The sequence below is a fragment of the Microcoleus sp. genome, assembly GCF_049646505.1.
Taxonomy (GTDB): Bacteria; Cyanobacteriota; Cyanobacteriia; order Cyanobacteriales; family Microcoleaceae; genus Microcoleus.
In genome coordinates this window covers 1-16,514 of record NZ_JBARVX010000268.1, presented here as the reverse complement: position 1 = coordinate 16,514, position 16,514 = coordinate 1, and the positions used below count along the sequence as shown (strand labels likewise).

The window sequence follows — 16,514 nt, the reverse complement described above, 5'->3', positions numbered from 1 at the left end:
GCATAACCGCGTCCCGTCCAAGCTTCCAAATATTCCGGCTTTAATTCTATTGCTTTGTCATAGGCTGACTGCGATTCTTGGTATTTTTTCAATTCATATAAAGTTTTAGCTTTTTCCTGCCAAACTTCCGCGTAGTCAGGCCTGAGACTAATTGCGCGATCGTAAGCAGCCAGAGCTTCTTCAAATCGGCTTAAATTATAAAGAGTATTGCCTCGGTTGTACAAATCAGTTGCATTGGCAGAATTAAAAGTATTTACACCATAAATTGATGCGAGAATAGCGATGCCAATAAAACTGGCGATCGCCCCGATTTTCAAATACAGTTTTCGGCGCGCTTTAGGCGACTTTTTCGCAGCAGCAACCGGAGGCAATACCGGCATCGTACCGCTGAAAGATTTTTTCAATTGTTTAATAGCTTGCAGCGTGTCGCCGGCACTCGAATAACGCTGCCGAAAATCGTATCGCACCATCTTATCTAAAATCTTCGCAAATTCAGAACTGACCGATGCTTTATCCTGCCAAATAATTTCCTCTGTATCGGGATTTTTTGGCATTTGGTGGGGAGTTATGCCAGTAAGACATTGAATTGCGATCGCACCTGCTGCATAAATATCGCTGCTGAGTTTTGGATTGCCGTGAGCTTGTTCGCTGGGCATATAACCGGGAGTACCGATGCTGACGCTCAAGCTATTTTTCGGCTGAGGATTGGTAATTTGAGTAGTAATTTCTTTGACAGCACCGAAGTCAATTAAAACTAATTTTCCGTCTCGATCTCGGCGCAGGATATTGCGGGGATTGACATCGCGGTGAATCACATTTTGCTGGTGCACAAAATCTAAAATTTCCAGAAGTTCCTGCAAAATAGCAATAACTTCATCTTCTTTCATGCCGCTAGCAGCCCCCCCTTGGTAGGGGGAACCCCCGCCAGCCCCCCCTTGGTAAGGGGGGGTTTGGGGGGGTATAATTTCTTCACTTAAATCGTGACCTTCGATAAATTCTTGAACGAGATAAAATTCTTGATTGTCTTCAAAATAAGCAAAAAGTTGGGGAATGCGATCGTGATTTCCCAACTTGTACAAAACCTGTGCTTCAGTATCGAACAAACGTCGGGCTACCTGTAGAGTTTCCGGATCTGTTGCTTGAGGTTTAAGCTGCTTGACGACACAGAGGTGATTGCCTGGTAGCTGCTTATCTTCAGCTAAATAAGTTTGAGCAAATCCGCCGCCTCCCAAGTGACGGATAATGCTGTAGCGCGTGCTGAGTGTTATTCCAAGCATGAAATTCACCTAATATTTCCGAGTTTTTCTCCCCTTTCGGAGGAGGAAGAGAGTTGGGGAGAGGTTTTGGACTTGATTAAGTTTAACTAATTTGCGATCGTTTTATATAACTTTTATAAAAATAAAACCATATTCTGTCAGAACATTGCAAAATTTAACTAGCAATCTTGCTCCCTCCCCTTACCGAGGGGAGGGCTGGGGAGGGGTAGGTCAGGAACTTTTACAAAAGTTCGATCGCCCGTGAATTTATTGAGAATTAGCTTCCAACCAAGCTGTCAAATCTTCCTGGCTTGAGAAATCCCATAGGGCTTTTACTAAATCATCTAATTGGTCGATCGACAACTGCTGAATCCGGCTTTCAAGATCGGGGTTTAGTTGACCTACAAGGCGATTCAGCGAAAGCATAATTAACTCTATTTGCGCTTCTTGTCTGCCTTCTTGTCTGCCTTCTTGTCTGCCTTCTTCCCGGCCAATAGCCACTGAACTCTCCTGATCTTGAGCAAAGAACTCTTGCTGCTGTAACGTGTTCAATTCATCCTGTGTCAAACTAACTTCGTTGGCAATTTCAAAAGCTTTCTGAATTTCCGGGACTGTTGCCATTGTTTGAGGTACTTCATCCAAAGTTCCGGTGGTTTTGATAAAGTAAATCCACTTGTCCGTAATATTTTCCAAGTGCTCCAATTCTTTCTGGAATTTGGGCAACTCTACAAATACTAACTCAATGTCATTTTGTAGATAATCTGACAGACGAGTTCTTTCTTTAAAGACAAAATGGGAAGTCACATCTTGATGCTCAGCAAACATTTCAAAATCTGTGATAGTCAAAGCAATCACAGGTCGCAGTTGCTGGTATAATTCTCCCCTTGTTAGTTGCAGTGCATAAGTTTTGGCTGCATTGTACAAAACTCGCTTGCCAAATGCCTGCACTTTCAAAACTTGCATTTCGATAATCACAAATGTGCCATCGTTAAGTAGCGCTTTGACATCTAAGTAGCTGTTTTTAACTCCAGCTATTTGAGGGGCAAGATAAGGGTCAAGGATTTCTAAGCTTTCAATGATCGATCGCCCTTCATAGAGCAAAGCATTCAAAAAACTAATCAGAATGTCGTTACTCTGGGCAGAGCCAAATATTTTCTTGAATGCAAAATCAATTTTTGGATTGATAAATCTCATGTTATGTTTCTCCTAAATATTTGTAAGTGACCAACCTGCAAACCTGATTGTGACAGTCTGTTTGCTATCTTTATTGTTCCCTCCCCTTAGTAAGGGGAGGGTTAGGGTGGGGTTCTAGATTTTTTTGGGCATTGGGATGCTCCCACTATAACTTAACTTTAAACAGCTTTCAAAATCTCGTCATCAACTGAAAAATCTATCTCGGCTTTGTCCCTTCCCGAAACTACATAATCATTCTGAAACGAATCTTTCAATCCCGAAACCAAGTCAAATTCCGGTTGCCAGTTAAGCTCGGTAACAGCTTTATTAACTGAGGCAAAAAAGTGCTGCACTCGCATCGGAAAAGCTTTCTTTTTACCGAAGTCAAATTGTTTCGGATCGTAGTGTACAATTTTGATAGCATCGGGCGATTTGCCGATCGCCTGAATGCAGGCGCGGGCTAAACCGTCAAAGGTGACAAATCGATCGCCCGAAACATTGTAAATTTGCCCGATCGCCCTTTCATTCCCCAAAACCGCAGCCATCGCCCCCGCCAAATCCTGACAGTGCCCCAACTGCGTGAAGTGCATACCGTTACCCGGAATCGGAATCGGGCGATCGCGCGCAATGCGATCGAAAAACCAAGCCTCCAAATCGTTATAATTTTGAGGCCCATAAATATAAGTCGGGCGAATCGAAGTCCAAGGCAAACCGGACTCGGCTAAATAATTTTCCGTTTCGCACTTACCCAAATGTCGGCTTTTGGGATCGGTAGCGTCCCCTTCGATATGAGGCATTTGATCCGACTTCAAATAAACCCCCGCAGAGCTCATGTAAACGAAGTGCTGCACCCGCCCTTTAAATATCTCAGCTAAAGGCTTTGTATCGCTCAGTTCCCGACCGTTGTTGTCAAAAACCGCGTCAAACTCCTCTGTAGATAACTTGTCTTTAAGTTGGTCAAGATTTGTGCGATCGCCCAAAATCTGTTGCACGCCCGCAACCGGCACAGGCTTGTTGCCCCGGTTAAACAACACCACCTCATGCCCTTGTGCTGCTAAAATCTTAGTAAGATAAACCCCAATAAACCGAGTACCGCCCATCATCAAAATTCGCATTATTTCCGATGCTCCTTACAATTAATGTAAATATCTTACAATACAGCGACTCTCTTAATTTACTAACAGTTCGCGATCGCATCAAAGCCAAAGAAACCCGGTTTTTAAACCGAAGATCCGGGCCGCCACCTCTATATTTTCCCGAAAAATCCGGTTTCTGCGCCTGCGACTAACTCCGATTGTGCGATCGCCCGAAATAAACATACTTTGAAACCCCCTAAAAAAGCTCTATGCAAATTCCCCGGCTGCACCCAGAAACCATCGAAGAAGTCAAACAAAGAGCCGACATAGTAGACGTTATTTCCGGTCGTGTCATCCTGCGGAAACGCGGCAAAGAATTCGTCGGGTTATGTCCCTTTCACGACGAAAAATCTCCCAGTTTTACCGTCAACCAAGCCAAACAAATGTACTATTGTTTTGGCTGTGGCGCAGGAGGAAATGCCTTTAAATTTCTCATGGAATTAGATAAACGCCCTTTCAGCGAAGTAGTATTAGAACTAGCAAAAAATTATCAAATCCCCGTCAAAACAGTTGAACCAGAACACCGACAAGAATTGCAGCGCCAAATTTCCCTGCGCGAACAACTCTATGAAATCTCAGCACTAACAGCCAACTTTTACGAACACGCCTTGCGGCAAACCCAAGGAGAAGAACCCTTAGCATATCTCAAATCCGATCGCCAACTCAGTGAAGAAACTATCCAACAATTTCAACTAGGTTATGCACCCCAAGGTTGGGAAGCACTTTACAGTTATTTAGTAGAACAAAAAAACTATCCAGCGCAATTAGTAGAACAAGCTGGATTAATTGTACCGCGCAAATCAGGCGGCAGCGGCTATTACGATCGCTTCCGCAACCGCATCATGATTCCCATTCGCGACACCCAAGGCAGAGTCATCGGTTTCGGCGGCAGAGCTCTCGGCGACGAACAACCAAAATACCTCAATTCTCCCGAAACAGAACTTTTCGACAAAGGCAAAACCTTATATGCTCTAGATACAGCCAAAACAGCCATTAGCAAAGCCGATCGCGCGATCGTTGTAGAAGGGTACTTTGATGCGATCGCACTGCACGCTGCAGGCATCTCCAACGCCGTAGCATCCCTCGGCACCGCCCTGAGTTTAAACCAAGTGCGGCAGTTATTGCGGTACACAGACTCAAAACAAATTATCCTCAACTTCGACGCAGACAAAGCAGGAAATCAAGCAGCAGCGCGCGCCATTGGAGAAATAGAAAAACTCGCCTATCAAGGAGAAGTACAACTGCGAGTGCTCAACATTCCCGACGGCAAAGATGCCGACGAATACCTCAAAACATACTCCCCGCAACAGTATCGAGAATTGCTTGAAAATGCACCATTGTGGCTAGACTGGCAACTGCAACAAATGCTAGTAGATCGAGACTTGAAACAAGCAGATACTTACCAGCAAATTACCTCAAAAATCATCAAGTTACTAACCAATATTACCGACGACAATCAGCTAACGCATTATTTACAAAAAGGCGCGGAAATCCTCAGTAAAGGAGATTCTCGCCTCACCAAAATGCTAACCGAAAACTTGCTCAATCAAGTAGTAAGCGATTGGGCAAAGCGGCAAAATCAAGACGAATCTTTGACAATGCCTCTATTGATTAGAAACAAGCTGAGGCCGAACAAACAATATAAAAAGCAGCGGGCCACCGACCAAAACCAAAGCTCAAAACCAGGCTTTTCAGCAGCAGCCCGCAGTCTGTTAGAAGAAGCAGAAGCGCAATTATTGCAGATTTATTTGCACTGTCCCGAATACCGCCAAGAAGTCAGAGAAGCAATAGAAGCTAGAGACGTGCAGTTTAGTCTTTCTCACCACAGATTTTTGTGGCACCAGATTGTGAATGCAGAAATATTGCACAAAGCCTCTTTACAAATAGCGCCTGCTGACTTAATATTGAAATTGCAGGATAGCTTCATTGAATATCCCAATCAACTCAATCAAATCTCGCATTTATTTCACTTAAACGAGTTTTCAGAAAGAAATATTTATCGCGCACCTTTAGTAATTAGATCGACCATTGCCTGTATCGAGCAAATTATCAGCATCAAGAGGCGCAGGATTGCACTCGATATGTGGAAAAAAACTGATGCTGCTAAAGAATATTACGAACAACTCTGCGCCGAACAAGAATGGATAGAAGAATTAGAGAGGCTGCGTCAAGTTAATTTTTACGATTTAACCTCCGTACCTTGGGCTTGAGGACTAAAATCATTATTTTTACCAGTATTCGTAGGGTGTGTCGCCATTCTCAATCCCTGAATTAAATCGACAATTCAGATAGCGACGCACCTTATACCAATTTCATAAAGTTATGCTACTACCGAAAGTTTGACTCCCCCCCGAAATCGCGGGGGGGTTGGGGGGGGTCATATCTAGCGCTACTTTATGAAATTGGTATTACATATGGGGTGCAAAAAAAATACTTGTTGTCTAACCAGGTTTTTTATAAATAGTATAAGGTGCGTCGCCATGAGACTATCGATTCAATTCATGAATTTTTGAGGGCGACACACCCTACAAGCTTCAGTCCGCGGAGGCGGACATCGTTTGTATAGAAGCCGTTTCAACCGCCCAGCCTTTTAGTAATCGCAAAACAGGGTTTCGCGAGTATCTCTGCCTGTCACCGGATTAGTACCTTTTGCAACCTCGCAAAGCTTTTTGATCGTATCGTCTCGCAGCAGTGTCTCTGTAAAATCAGCACCGTCAATAATCGCTCCTTCCAGTCTGGTATTGTAAGCAAAAGCACCCTCAAGGATAGCATTTGTTAAATTTGCGTTCATCATGCGAGCCAAATCCAAAGTTGCACCCCTAAAATTAGCGCCTTCTAAATTTGCATCTTGCAGATTGGCGGCAAAAAAGCTGACACCGCGCAAATCTGCGTTGGTAAAATTGCTGTTGCGAAGATTGGCTTTATTAAAACTGTCGTTAGTCAAAACTTGTCCAGCAAAATCAGCGCCAATGAGGATTTCTTTGTCACGGTCCAAGGCGAAAGCAGGTGCGGGCGCGATCGCGATCGCCCCAGCAGCAATTACTGCTAAAATAACAAAACTCAGCAAGAAAGTATAAATATGTTGGCGAATTTTAGAAGTCATACAAGTTAAAGCTAATGGGCAGCGATGACAGTTCACAATTGAATTCTAGCAGAAAGCGCGCGCCTGCTGACTCCAATTCTTCCCAATCCCCCAACACTCGGGCTCTGGGCACGCTGGGAGAAAACTTAGTCGCCGAATGGTTGCAGCAGCAAGGTTGGGAAATCCTGCACCGACAGTACCGATGTCGCTGGGGAGAGATTGACATCATCGCACTCGGAAGAGACGAAGAAAACAAAATCAACAGAAGTAACGAAAATTCCCCATTCCCTATTCCCGATTCCCGAACATTAGCATTTGTAGAGGTCAAAACTCGCGGTCGGGGAAATTGGGATGTCGGTGGAATGCTGGCTGTTAGTGCTGCAAAACAAGCCAAACTTTGGCAAACCGCCGAAATATTTTTAAGCACTCGTCCAGATTTAGCAAATAATTCTTGTCGGTTTGATGTCGCCCTAGTCAGGTGCGAACCTTCACGACAAAACACTAAGCAAATATTGTCGCCATTAACAGCAGCGAACTCTCAATCCGCCGCTTCCGTAAATTACCGGCTCACCCTGCAAGAATACATTCGATCGGCTTTCAGCAATTAGAAATATTTAATTCAAACATTCCAGGGCAAAGCCATCCGAAGGCAGCAACTATAGCGGTTCGATCGCGTTGTGAGGTATGCTCTATGCCCGCGGAGGCCAGCGGCATCTCATTTTTCGCTCGAAAGGCTATATCAAGTACAATAAAAATTTTATGCCTCTGATACTCGGATACTTTCTCCCCCTGCCCCTGCCAGAAAAGTTAGTTGCTCTGCCAAGTCTAGGCGAGAGTTTCCGGGCAATATCCCAGACCCTTGACAAATTGCTGGCGAAACGCTTCAATTTCTTTACGGTCTGGGCTACCGTGACAAACCACCGCCACCTGGTAACGGCGCATCACGCTTAGCGGCGACTGTCCTGTTTCCAAACTCCAAAGTGACATTTGCAAGCGAATTTCTGGATCGTAAGGAATCCCGAGTTCGTTCATAAAAGCCCGAAAATCCCCGTGCATTTGTGGAGTTAAATATTGGCTCATTTTTACCTTCACCACCCAGCCGTCAATTTGGTGAATAACAGTGATAAATTGCAAGGGAAGATGACTAGCCGCGCGCAGGTAATCCACCACTCTCAGAGTGAGGCTAGTATTGGCGATGTAGTAGAGGTATTCCATAACTATCCTTCGAGCAAAGCTGATGCTACACCTCTATTCTCGCGGGCTATACCCGCGACGGCAAGGGGAAAAGCACCCGACTTTGGATGGGGGTTTTTACCCAATTTGTTACCCAGTTGACAGATCGATCGTACAGGAATTCACCCGATGACAGAGATTGACTGGTCTTTGGACGGCTACGACTACGAACTCCCGCCCGAGTACATTGCCCAAAATCCCGCAGTGCCGAGGGATAGTTCTCGCTTGCTGGTTGTAGATTCTCCCTCCAGCCACCAAAACCGGATTTTCCGGGATTTGCCCGACTTGTTGGAACCGGGAGACTTGCTGGTACTCAACAACACCCGCGTGTTGCCGGCGAGGCTCTACGGGCACAAACCCAACGGCCCGGCTGTGGAGATATTATTGATGGAAGAACGGCAGCACAACTGCTGGCTGGCTTTGGTTAAACCGGGGAAACGCTTAAAGTTGGGGGCAAAAATTGAGTTCGATCCGATCGCCCCACCCTCTGATGACTCCGCAGCAGCCCCTTGCTGTTGCCTTCCGCAAACCGAGGTACTCGCGAGGCGATTGACTGCGACAGTCATAGAAAGAGACGAGGCAACCGGGGGACGGCTGTTGGAGTTTGACATCCCCACAGATACAACTCTGACGAAGTTTTTGGACGAATACGGCCACGTACCCCTGCCGCCCTACATCGACAGTTCCCAAGCAGCGCCGGAACAGTACCAGACTGTGTATGCCGATCGGCCGGGGGCGGTGGCAGCCCCCACAGCAGGCCTGCATTTCACCGAAGAATTGTTCGGCCGCTTGCAGGAGCGGGGAATCGAAAAAACTTTTGTTACCCTGCACGTCGGAGTAGGGACATTTCGCCCGGTGGAGGTGGAAGACGTGACGACTCACCAAATGCACCAAGAATGGGTCGAAGTACCCGCCGCCACCGTCGAGAAAATCCGCTCTACTCGAGCCAGAGGCGGGCGGATTTTTGCCGTGGGTACGACAGCAGTCCGAGCCTTAGAAGGAGCCGCCGCCGCGAGTGGCGATTTTTCCTTGCAGCCTTTTTGCGGCCAGACCAATTTGTTTGTCTACCCGGGTTACAAGTGGCGGGTTGTAGACGGGATAATTACCAATTTTCACTTGCCGCGCTCTACTTTGATGATGATGGTAAGTGCGATGATTGGAAGGCCTCGGCTGTTGGATTTGTACCGAGAAGCGATCGAGGAGCGGTACCGCTTTTATTCCTTTGGCGATGCCATGCTGATTTTACCGACAGCAAAGAAGGATTAACTCCTATTTAACACCATTCTCAACTTTTCCTTGAGGGGCCCGCCACCCGCGGCCACCCCACAATAAAACTTATGTTTTGTGGGAGAGCCACCGGGCCTGTTAACCGAGAATGGTGCAAAATATCAAAAATGCCAATTGTTAATTTTTAATCGCTTTACTCTTCCTCCTCTTCTTCATTGCCGGGATACACGAAGCTGTTGGAACGTCCAGTCAGAACAGATTTGCCCAGAGACAGAGCTTTCTGAGCTGCCACAGTAGCTTTGCGCTTCCATGTGGCCTTACGCATATTCTTTTTGGATTTGGAGGTTTTCTTCTTAGGGACTGCCATGACTCTAAATACTTTCGGATTGTACAGACAAACAAACATTCTAGCCGATTTTGCCTTGCTCGCTTGCTCGACTCTGTGACAACAAATGTTTCATTAGTAGGGTGCGTCAGCCCTTACCTTCTCCAACAACACGCCAAATCCCCCGGCTGGCGCACTCGCAGCAGCAAAATTCCCGTAGGGTGCGTCAGCCGTTAGCTTCTCCAACAACACGCCAAATCCCCCTGCTGACGCACCCTACATTTAAATCTCCGCTTGTTTGCTGCTTCTTAGAGTTCGTGAAAGTGGTAGAGCACGACGCCAGTTACTGGGTCGTTCTCAATGCTCACATAACCGGTTTTGAGCATAGCGGTGAAAGCTTCTTCCACTTCGGCAAAAGTAGCGCCGGTTGCCATCACGCCTTGGGTAACAGATAATCTGCTGTTCCTGCTATAAGCAGCCCTCAGCAGTTTAATCCCTAACTGTTCGGGGGTTTGCTTGGTGTATGTCGAGGCGATCGCCCCGCTGGTAGAAGATAGCGGTATACCTTCGGAAGATACGCCGAGTTTGCCCCTGAGACTGGCATTGTGTTCGTCCACCATGTTCGGTAGCAGCAGCAAGTCAAACAATTGCCCGAACCCAAACAAGCCAAAGGTACACAGCCACAGCAAACCCGTGCCAATCTTGCCGTTGTAGAGGCGGTGGAGTCCGAAAGGGCCGAAAAAACAAGCTGCCCATAAAAGGTAACTAACGCCTAAATTGCTCATTTTATGACCGTCCTGCCTGGTTATTCTAAGAATTGGAGTCCCTTTATACATTTTGTACTTTCTATCTGGTGTTTAAACAGCTTGACACCCGGAGATATTTGTGCATTGTCCCAAGGCAGTTGCTAGTGGTCAGTTGCTAGTGGTCAGTTGGCAGTTGTCAGTTGCTAGTTGTCAGTTGCTAATTGTCATACCAAATCCGGGTTTGGGATCTCCTTTATGAACCAGTCGGCGGAGGCCGACATCGTTTGTGTAGACGCGGTTTCAACCGCCGAGCGAGTAAAGGGGTATGTTACTCAGATTTGGTATCAGTCGGCAGTGGGCCTTTATAGCATTGCCCCATGCCCTGTTTGCCCTGTTTGCCCGATGCCCTGTTTGCCCGATGCCCTGTTTGCCCGATGCCCGATGCCCGATGCCCTGCGCGGGCCCATGCCCCATGCCCCATGCCCGATGCCCGATGCCCCATGCCCCATGAGTAATTCTGCGTAGCAATTCTTAACGCCAGCGACATATTTCCGGGGTCGAGAACTTGGTACACTGGAGGGCGTGGAAATTACAGCAGCTTTGAGCCCGATTCCACCTTAGTTAGTTGGGCTAACGCGGTTGACCCGAAAGACAAGCTTTCACGCCCGCAGTACCCGACAACTGAAACAAGCAAGTAGTTATAAGCAGAAATCCAATAAACATATGGTAGATTCCCTCAAAAAACCAACTTTTGAAGAACTGCGGCCTGGAGTAAAAACCCCAGCCAAAGAAACTATTCTCACGCCGAGATTTTACACCACAGATTTTGACGAGATGGCCAAAATGGACATCTCGGTAAACGAAGCCGAACTCGAAGCAATTATCAAAGAGTTCCGCGTTGACTACAACAAAAACCACTTCGTGCGCGATGAGGAGTTCGCTCAATCTTGGGATCACATTGACGGCGAAAAGCGCAAGTTGTTCATTGAATTCCTCGAACGCTCTTGCACCGCTGAGTTTTCTGGCTTCTTGCTCTACAAAGAATTAGCGCGCAAGCTCAAAGACAAAAACCCGGTACTCGCCGAAGGTTTCTTGTTGATGTCGCGCGACGAAGCGCGTCACGCCGGATTCCTGAACAAAGCGCTGTCGGATTTTAATTTGTCCCTGGATTTGGGTTTCTTGACTAAGAGCCGCAGCTACACTTTCTTTAAGCCGAAGTTCATTTTCTACGCTACTTACTTATCCGAAAAAATCGGTTATTGGCGCTACATCACGATTTACCAGCACTTGAAAGCGCATCCTGAAGACCAGATTTATCCAATTTTCCGATTCTTTGAAAATTGGTGCCAGGATGAAAACCGCCACGGAGATTTCTTCGATGCGGTGATGAGAGCTCAGCCTCAGATGTTGAACGATTGGCGCGCAAAACTTTGGTGCCGTTTCTTCCTGCTGTCGGTATTCGCGACAATGTATCTCAATGATATCCAGCGCGGTGGTTTTTATCGATCGCTCGGTCTAGATGCTCGCGAATACGACATCGAAGTTATCAAAAAGACCAACGAAACAGCAGGCCGCGTATTCCCCGTCATGCTAGACGTGAACAATCCTGAGTTTTACGAACGGCTGGATGTTTGCCTCAAAAACAACCAGCAATTAACCGCGATTGTAGCTTCTGAAACTCCTAAATTCATCCAATTATTCCAAAAATTGCCTCTTTATTTGTCCAACGGCTGGCAATTAGTGAAGCTGTACTTCATGAAGACAATTGAATCGCCTTCAGTTGAGGGCGCTGTGCGTTAAGTTTTGATTTTTCATCCTCTGTTAGGGCGGTTCTGCAGGAAGCGGAGCCGCTTTTTTTTGGTATCCAGATTCACCGCAAAAAGTTCTCGCCAGACTTACACTCGCCCGGAATTGGAATTAATGCTGGTTTTTTCCCTAAAATCTATCGCCATTCTCCCTGAAGGTTAAAAGCCGCCCAATAATAAGGAGAACGCCACTCTTCCTGCTTCAACATTTCCAGTTGCGCCGCCCTCAATGCCGCCGCTGGCGTTAACCCTTTTTGCAGCATTCCCTGATATAAATTAGCCATAAATTTAGCTGTTCCTTCATCGTCTACATTCCACAAACTCACAATTACTCGCTTCGCCCCAGCGTACATAAATCCTCGGGTCAGTCCTACCATTCCCTCCCCTTGAATGTTCTGCCCCAATCCTGTTTGGCAGGCACTTAACACTACTAATTCTGCTGCTAATTTGAGATTGAAAATATCGGTTAGTCGCAGGAATCCATTTAAAGGTTTGCCATTTTTATCGACTAAGGACATGATGATTCCCGATAATTCTGGGTGATTGCTATTCGCGAAACCGTGAGTGGCAAAATGAATGATTTTATATTGGCTTAAATTTGAGCTGGTTGCTGTGTCACGGTTTGCTGCAAAATCTAAGGATTGGGTGCTAGAATTGCCCGCAACTAACGATTGAATGATTTGAGCTTCTTGGCGAGTGAATTTTAAACGGCTCCATTGTACGTTATTGTCGCGGCTGGAGCGACTTAAACCAAGATTTACTGATTCTATTGCTTGGCGATTGGTGGTAGTAGCTTGGTTATTGACTCGTTCATCGTCAGCGCCAAAAACTGGATCGGCAAACATTGCTAAAGTCCGAGTTGGGGTTTGTCGATCGCGATAATTTTGTCTTAATATTCCCAAGGTGGAAGCTGAAGGCAACAGCACGATTTCATGATCTACAATTAAAGGCTGATTCGGGTTTTTAACGGATGTTTCGGGAAGGGAGAGGGCGGCAAAGGGGAGGTAATTGAGAACGCCATCGCCAACTATCAGCAGGCGTTTTTGATCGAGTTGTGCTGCTACAGGCTTTAAGATGATTTGACTGAGTGCTTTGCTAGCTTCGGTAACTCGATCGGGGATGTTTCGGAGGCGCGGATTAGTCACAGCATTGCGGAAATTGCGGGCGGCTGTTTCGATGTCAGCCCGAGGAGGTAATTCATAACTGCTGATGCTGGTTTTCGTGACGGCCCAGAGATAGCTACGCTGTTCTCCTAAAGCATATTGAAGTAAAATTGTATTGTCGTCAAGGATTTGTTGTTGAATTTGCCCGAGGGTTAAAGGTTGCGGTTGGGTGAGGGCGGCATAACGAGGGCTGGTGGTACGAATTTTTGCTTGAATATTTTGATATTTAGATAGCAGGTTTTGGCGCTGTTTTTCTAAATCTGCTGTTGGTTGGGAAGTCGAATTTTTGGTGTTGAGAATTTTGATGCGCTGTGTTTCTAATGCGTGGAGTTGCTGTTGTAAATCGCGTTCTTGTTGCAATAATTCTGGGGCGACTCCTTGGCGAATATTTGCGTTTGCTTCTTGCAGGAGTTCGAGAAGGCTGCGGGCGCGGGAATGTTCGCTGATTTCAAAGGCTTTGGTATCATATCCAGATTTGGGACTGGTTTTGTGCAGTTCCATTAACAGTTGAATGTAGAACTGGTAATAGTCTTGTACTGTGGCAAAGTATGAGATGCGGAGTTCGTGGTTGCTAATTTTGGTGCGGAGGTTTTCGATGATTTTGATGGAGGCTTGGATGTCTGTGAGGGCTGCAATTAAATTGCCTCGATCGCCTTTTATTTTAGCGCTATTGTAGAGGGTGAGGGCTTCTCCTTTTTCGTCGCCTACAGCGCGAAAAAGCGGCAGGGATCGAGCGAAATATTCTGCTGCTTTCTGCTTTTGTCCTAATTCTGAGTAGGAAACACCTATATTGTTGAGGGTAAGGGCTTCCGATCGCCGATCGCCCGTTTCTCGTCTCAGATGTAGGGCTTGGTTGTAATAGTCGAGGGCTTGTTGTTGGTTTCCCAAATCATTGTAGACTAAGCCGATGTTGGTGAGAGCAGTGGCTTCCTTGGCGCGATCGCCCACAGCGCGAAACAGCCGCAGGGCTCCATCGAAATATTCTTTGGCTTTCTGTTTTTCTCCCAAGTCATTGTAGGCTAAGCCGATGTTGTTGAGGGTGGTGGCTTCCACAGTGCGATCGCCCAAAGATGTGTCGCTGTTTGCGGGTAGGTTCGAGAGACTGTTGAGGTTGATGCTTGCTTCCGGGCGATCGCCCATTTCTCGAATTAGGGAAAGAACTTGATTGTAATAGTCGATGGCTTGCTGTTTCTCTCCCAAGGCATAGTAAACGGCACCGATGTTGTTGAGAATGACGGCTTGCTTGGGGCGATCGGCTAAATCCCGGTTTCTGGAAAGGGCTTGATTGTAATAGTCGAGGGCTTGCTGTCTGTCTGCCAACAAATTAGCAATAAAGCCCATTTGATTCAGCGTGTAACTTTCTTTGTTTCCATCTCCAAGCTGTTGATAAAGCGAACGTGCCACCTCAAACTTTTGCAGTGCCTCCCGGTAAGATGTTTCTGTTTTTTGAGCGAATAATCGCCTCGCTTCCTGAATCAATTTATCGGCTTCATCTGTTTGTTGATTCTGTTGATTTAAGATTTGTCTATTTTTTTTGAGTAGTCGATCTGCTTCACCAGCCGGGACTTGATTTCCACCAAGTTCAAGGTTTATTAAATTAGTCAGTCCCGATAAAGGTGTCACATCGGCGATTTGATTTTTACTGAGGTTAAGCCCTCTCAGATTAGTCAGTCCCGATAAAGGTGTCACATCGGCGACTTGATTTGATTCGACGCTTAGCAATTGCAGATTGCTCAATCCAGATAAGGGTTTTATATCCTGGATCTTATTGTTTCCCAGATACAGAAAAACTAAATTAGTCAGTCTCGATAATGGTGTCACATCTACAATTTGATTTGATGCGAGGGAAAGTCCTTCCAGATTCGTCAATCCCGATAACGGTGTCGCATCTACGATTTGATTTGATTCCAGAAAAAAGTCTGTCAGATTAGTCAGTCCCGATAATGTTTTGACATCTGGGATTTGATTGAAATTTAGGGTGAGACTTTTCAGATCGCTCAGATCCGATAATGGTTCCACATTTGTTATTTTATTGAAACTGAGATTGAGTTTTTTGAGTTTACTTAATTTTGATAGTGGTTGGAGATTGACTATTTGATTGCGAATCAGGTAAAGCTGTGTCAGATTCGTTAAATTTGCTAACGGTTCTAGATTAACTATTTGATTCTCATTGAGTTGAAGAATCCTCAAATTCGTTAAGTTTGCTAACGGTTCTAGATTGACGATTTGATTCTCATTGAGTTCAAGGATTGTCAGATTCGTTAAGTTTGCTAACGGTTCTAGATTGACGATTTGATTTGAATTAAGGGAAATTTGTGTTAGATTAGCCAGGGTTTGTTGAGCGCGATCGCACTCTTGTGTCTTTGCTTTCGATAGCAACACCTCCACCGTATGTCTGGCTTCCGGGGTCAAATTTTCTTTGTTGGTGCACCAATCGTCAAAGCTTTCAAATGTCTTGGGATTTGGCGCCGCGGCAGATGCTAGCAGGATACTCGCACCTACAGCTAACCCGAAACGCCCCCAAGCCCAAGCAGTGAGATTCATAAACACTCGTCCAAAAAAGACCTGATGAGATGCTATCATAATCGATCGCAGCTTGTGGCAAAGAAACCGAGTTTCTTGACAAAAAGCTACGCTTTCAGCATCATCGCTTGACAAGAAACCGGGCTTCTCATACCCCGTGCGTTGGACTTACGCAGAAACCGGGTTTTTTCCGAAAATCTGGGATCGCAGCCTTAATATCCGCGAAAAACCAGGTTTCTTGGGTATTGATGCGTAAGTCCTGTATTTTAAAATTAGCATTCTAGAATCCACTATCTACTCTTTTTTGGTGCAGTTTTATGAAAGCGAACAAAAAACAATTAAAAAAATCAATTGTGGTTTTTTATCTGGGAACGATCGCTATTTTCCTCTTTTCCTTAACTCTGCGATTTTGGCAACTAGAGCGATTTAATACTTTAGTATTTGACGAAGTTTATTACGCCAAATTTGCCAACGATTATCTCACCAAAACTCCCTTTTTCAACGCTCACCCGCCGCTGAGCCAATACATAATTGCGATCGGGATTGCGATCGGCACTCACCTGCCCTTCGGAAAAACCGCCGTCAACAGCATGGCCGGTTCCCTGCTTTCCCCTTGGGATTACCGCTGGTTGAATGCTCTTACAGGTTCCTTTATTCCGCTAGTTGTGGGAGCCCTGGCTTATCAGCTAGTTCCGCGCCGCACCTTTGCTTTTATTGCTGCTTTATTTATCGCCTGCGACGGTTTGTTTTTAGTGGAGTCTCGCTACGCGCTGAACAACATTTATCTAGTTTTATTTGGAATTTTAGGTCAGTTATTTATTTTAAAATCCGTAGAATCCGAAGGC

The 16,514-nt window shown here is 45.9% G+C and carries 13 protein-coding genes; 5 read left to right on the top strand and 8 right to left on the bottom strand.

What is annotated here, in order from left to right; all coding sequences use genetic code 11:
- From WBA89_RS14465 to WBA89_RS14455, 3 genes are all read right to left on the bottom strand, one after another.
- Positions 1–1,277 (bottom strand): protein kinase domain-containing protein (locus WBA89_RS14465; protein WP_424407508.1); only part of this gene is annotated, 1,277 nt, incomplete at its 3' end.
- Between the two features lie 246 nt (positions 1,278–1,523).
- Complete coding sequence (locus tag WBA89_RS14460) at positions 1,524–2,450, bottom strand: Rpn family recombination-promoting nuclease/putative transposase (protein ID WP_424407506.1); 927 nt, start codon at positions 2,448–2,450, stop codon at positions 1,524–1,526.
- Between the two features lie 158 nt (positions 2,451–2,608).
- Positions 2,609–3,544, bottom strand: a complete 936-nt coding sequence (locus WBA89_RS14455; RefSeq protein ID WP_424407504.1) for an NAD-dependent epimerase/dehydratase family protein — start codon at positions 3,542–3,544, stop codon at positions 2,609–2,611.
- Positions 3,545–3,774: 230 nt separating this feature from the next.
- Here WBA89_RS14455 and dnaG point away from each other — a divergent pair, with 230 nt between their 5' ends.
- Entirely contained in the window at positions 3,775–5,775 is a 2,001-nt protein-coding gene (gene dnaG / locus WBA89_RS14450; protein ID WP_424407502.1) for a DNA primase, read from the top strand.
- A gap of 380 nt (positions 5,776–6,155) precedes the next feature.
- Here the strand turns inward: dnaG and WBA89_RS14445 are convergent, their stop codons facing one another.
- Positions 6,156–6,668, bottom strand: coding sequence for a pentapeptide repeat-containing protein (locus WBA89_RS14445; protein WP_424407500.1), 513 nt, complete (start codon positions 6,666–6,668; stop codon positions 6,156–6,158).
- A 14-nt stretch (positions 6,669–6,682) separates the two neighbouring features.
- On the opposite strand from WBA89_RS14445, the gene WBA89_RS14440 reads away from it, so the two are divergent.
- Entirely contained in the window at positions 6,683–7,255 is a 573-nt protein-coding gene (locus WBA89_RS14440) for a YraN family protein (RefSeq protein ID WP_424407498.1), read from the top strand.
- A gap of 217 nt (positions 7,256–7,472) precedes the next feature.
- Here the strand turns inward: WBA89_RS14440 and WBA89_RS14435 are convergent, their stop codons facing one another.
- A complete protein-coding gene (locus WBA89_RS14435; RefSeq protein WP_194063261.1) occupies positions 7,473–7,862 on the bottom strand; it encodes a hypothetical protein in 390 nt (129 codons plus the stop codon).
- A gap of 147 nt (positions 7,863–8,009) precedes the next feature.
- Here WBA89_RS14435 and queA point away from each other — a divergent pair, with 147 nt between their 5' ends.
- Positions 8,010–9,146, top strand: a complete 1,137-nt coding sequence (queA, locus tag WBA89_RS14430) for a tRNA preQ1(34) S-adenosylmethionine ribosyltransferase-isomerase QueA (protein ID WP_424407496.1) — start codon at positions 8,010–8,012, stop codon at positions 9,144–9,146.
- 154 nt (positions 9,147–9,300) lie between these two features.
- Here queA and rpmF read toward each other — a convergent pair whose 3' ends face one another.
- Together rpmF and WBA89_RS14420 are read right to left on the bottom strand one after the other, a co-directional pair.
- On the bottom strand, positions 9,301–9,474 hold the full coding sequence (gene rpmF, locus WBA89_RS14425; RefSeq protein ID WP_194011875.1) for a 50S ribosomal protein L32: 174 nt from the start codon (positions 9,472–9,474) through the stop codon (positions 9,301–9,303).
- Between the two features lie 266 nt (positions 9,475–9,740).
- Complete coding sequence (locus WBA89_RS14420; protein WP_424407494.1) at positions 9,741–10,217, bottom strand: TM2 domain-containing protein; 477 nt, start codon at positions 10,215–10,217, stop codon at positions 9,741–9,743.
- 684 nt (positions 10,218–10,901) lie between these two features.
- Between WBA89_RS14420 and acsF the strand changes: the two genes are divergently transcribed.
- The gene (acsF, locus tag WBA89_RS14415; protein WP_424407492.1) at positions 10,902–11,978 is read left to right on the top strand and encodes a magnesium-protoporphyrin IX monomethyl ester (oxidative) cyclase; all 1,077 of its coding nucleotides are present in this window, start codon (positions 10,902–10,904) and stop codon (positions 11,976–11,978) included.
- Positions 11,979–12,120: 142 nt separating this feature from the next.
- On the opposite strand, the gene WBA89_RS14410 is transcribed toward acsF, so the two are convergent.
- The gene (locus WBA89_RS14410; protein WP_424407490.1) at positions 12,121–15,804 is read right to left on the bottom strand and encodes a CHAT domain-containing protein; all 3,684 of its coding nucleotides are present in this window, start codon (positions 15,802–15,804) and stop codon (positions 12,121–12,123) included.
- 182 nt (positions 15,805–15,986) lie between these two features.
- Here WBA89_RS14410 and WBA89_RS14405 point away from each other — a divergent pair.
- Positions 15,987–16,514, top strand: a 528-nt coding sequence (locus tag WBA89_RS14405) for a phospholipid carrier-dependent glycosyltransferase (protein WP_424407488.1), incomplete at its 3' end; no start/stop codon positions are given.

Bases quoted from the DNA above. Each gene is read 5' to 3' on its own strand.
- WBA89_RS14460 (WP_424407506.1), bottom strand. From the start codon at position 2,450: ATGAGATTTATCAATCCAAAAATTGATTTTGCATTCAAGAAAATATTT.
- WBA89_RS14455 (WP_424407504.1), bottom strand. From the start codon at position 3,544: ATGCGAATTTTGATGATGGGCGGTACTCGGTTTATTGGGGTTTATCTT.
- dnaG (WP_424407502.1), top strand. From the start codon at position 3,775: ATGCAAATTCCCCGGCTGCACCCAGAAACCATCGAAGAAGTCAAACAA.
- WBA89_RS14445 (WP_424407500.1), bottom strand. From the start codon at position 6,668: ATGACTTCTAAAATTCGCCAACATATTTATACTTTCTTGCTGAGTTTT.
- WBA89_RS14440 (WP_424407498.1), top strand. From the start codon at position 6,683: ATGGGCAGCGATGACAGTTCACAATTGAATTCTAGCAGAAAGCGCGCG.
- WBA89_RS14435 (WP_194063261.1), bottom strand. From the start codon at position 7,862: ATGGAATACCTCTACTACATCGCCAATACTAGCCTCACTCTGAGAGTG.
- queA (WP_424407496.1), top strand. From the start codon at position 8,010: ATGACAGAGATTGACTGGTCTTTGGACGGCTACGACTACGAACTCCCG.
- rpmF (WP_194011875.1), bottom strand. From the start codon at position 9,474: ATGGCAGTCCCTAAGAAGAAAACCTCCAAATCCAAAAAGAATATGCGT.
- WBA89_RS14420 (WP_424407494.1), bottom strand. From the start codon at position 10,217: ATGAGCAATTTAGGCGTTAGTTACCTTTTATGGGCAGCTTGTTTTTTC.
- acsF (WP_424407492.1), top strand. From the start codon at position 10,902: ATGGTAGATTCCCTCAAAAAACCAACTTTTGAAGAACTGCGGCCTGGA.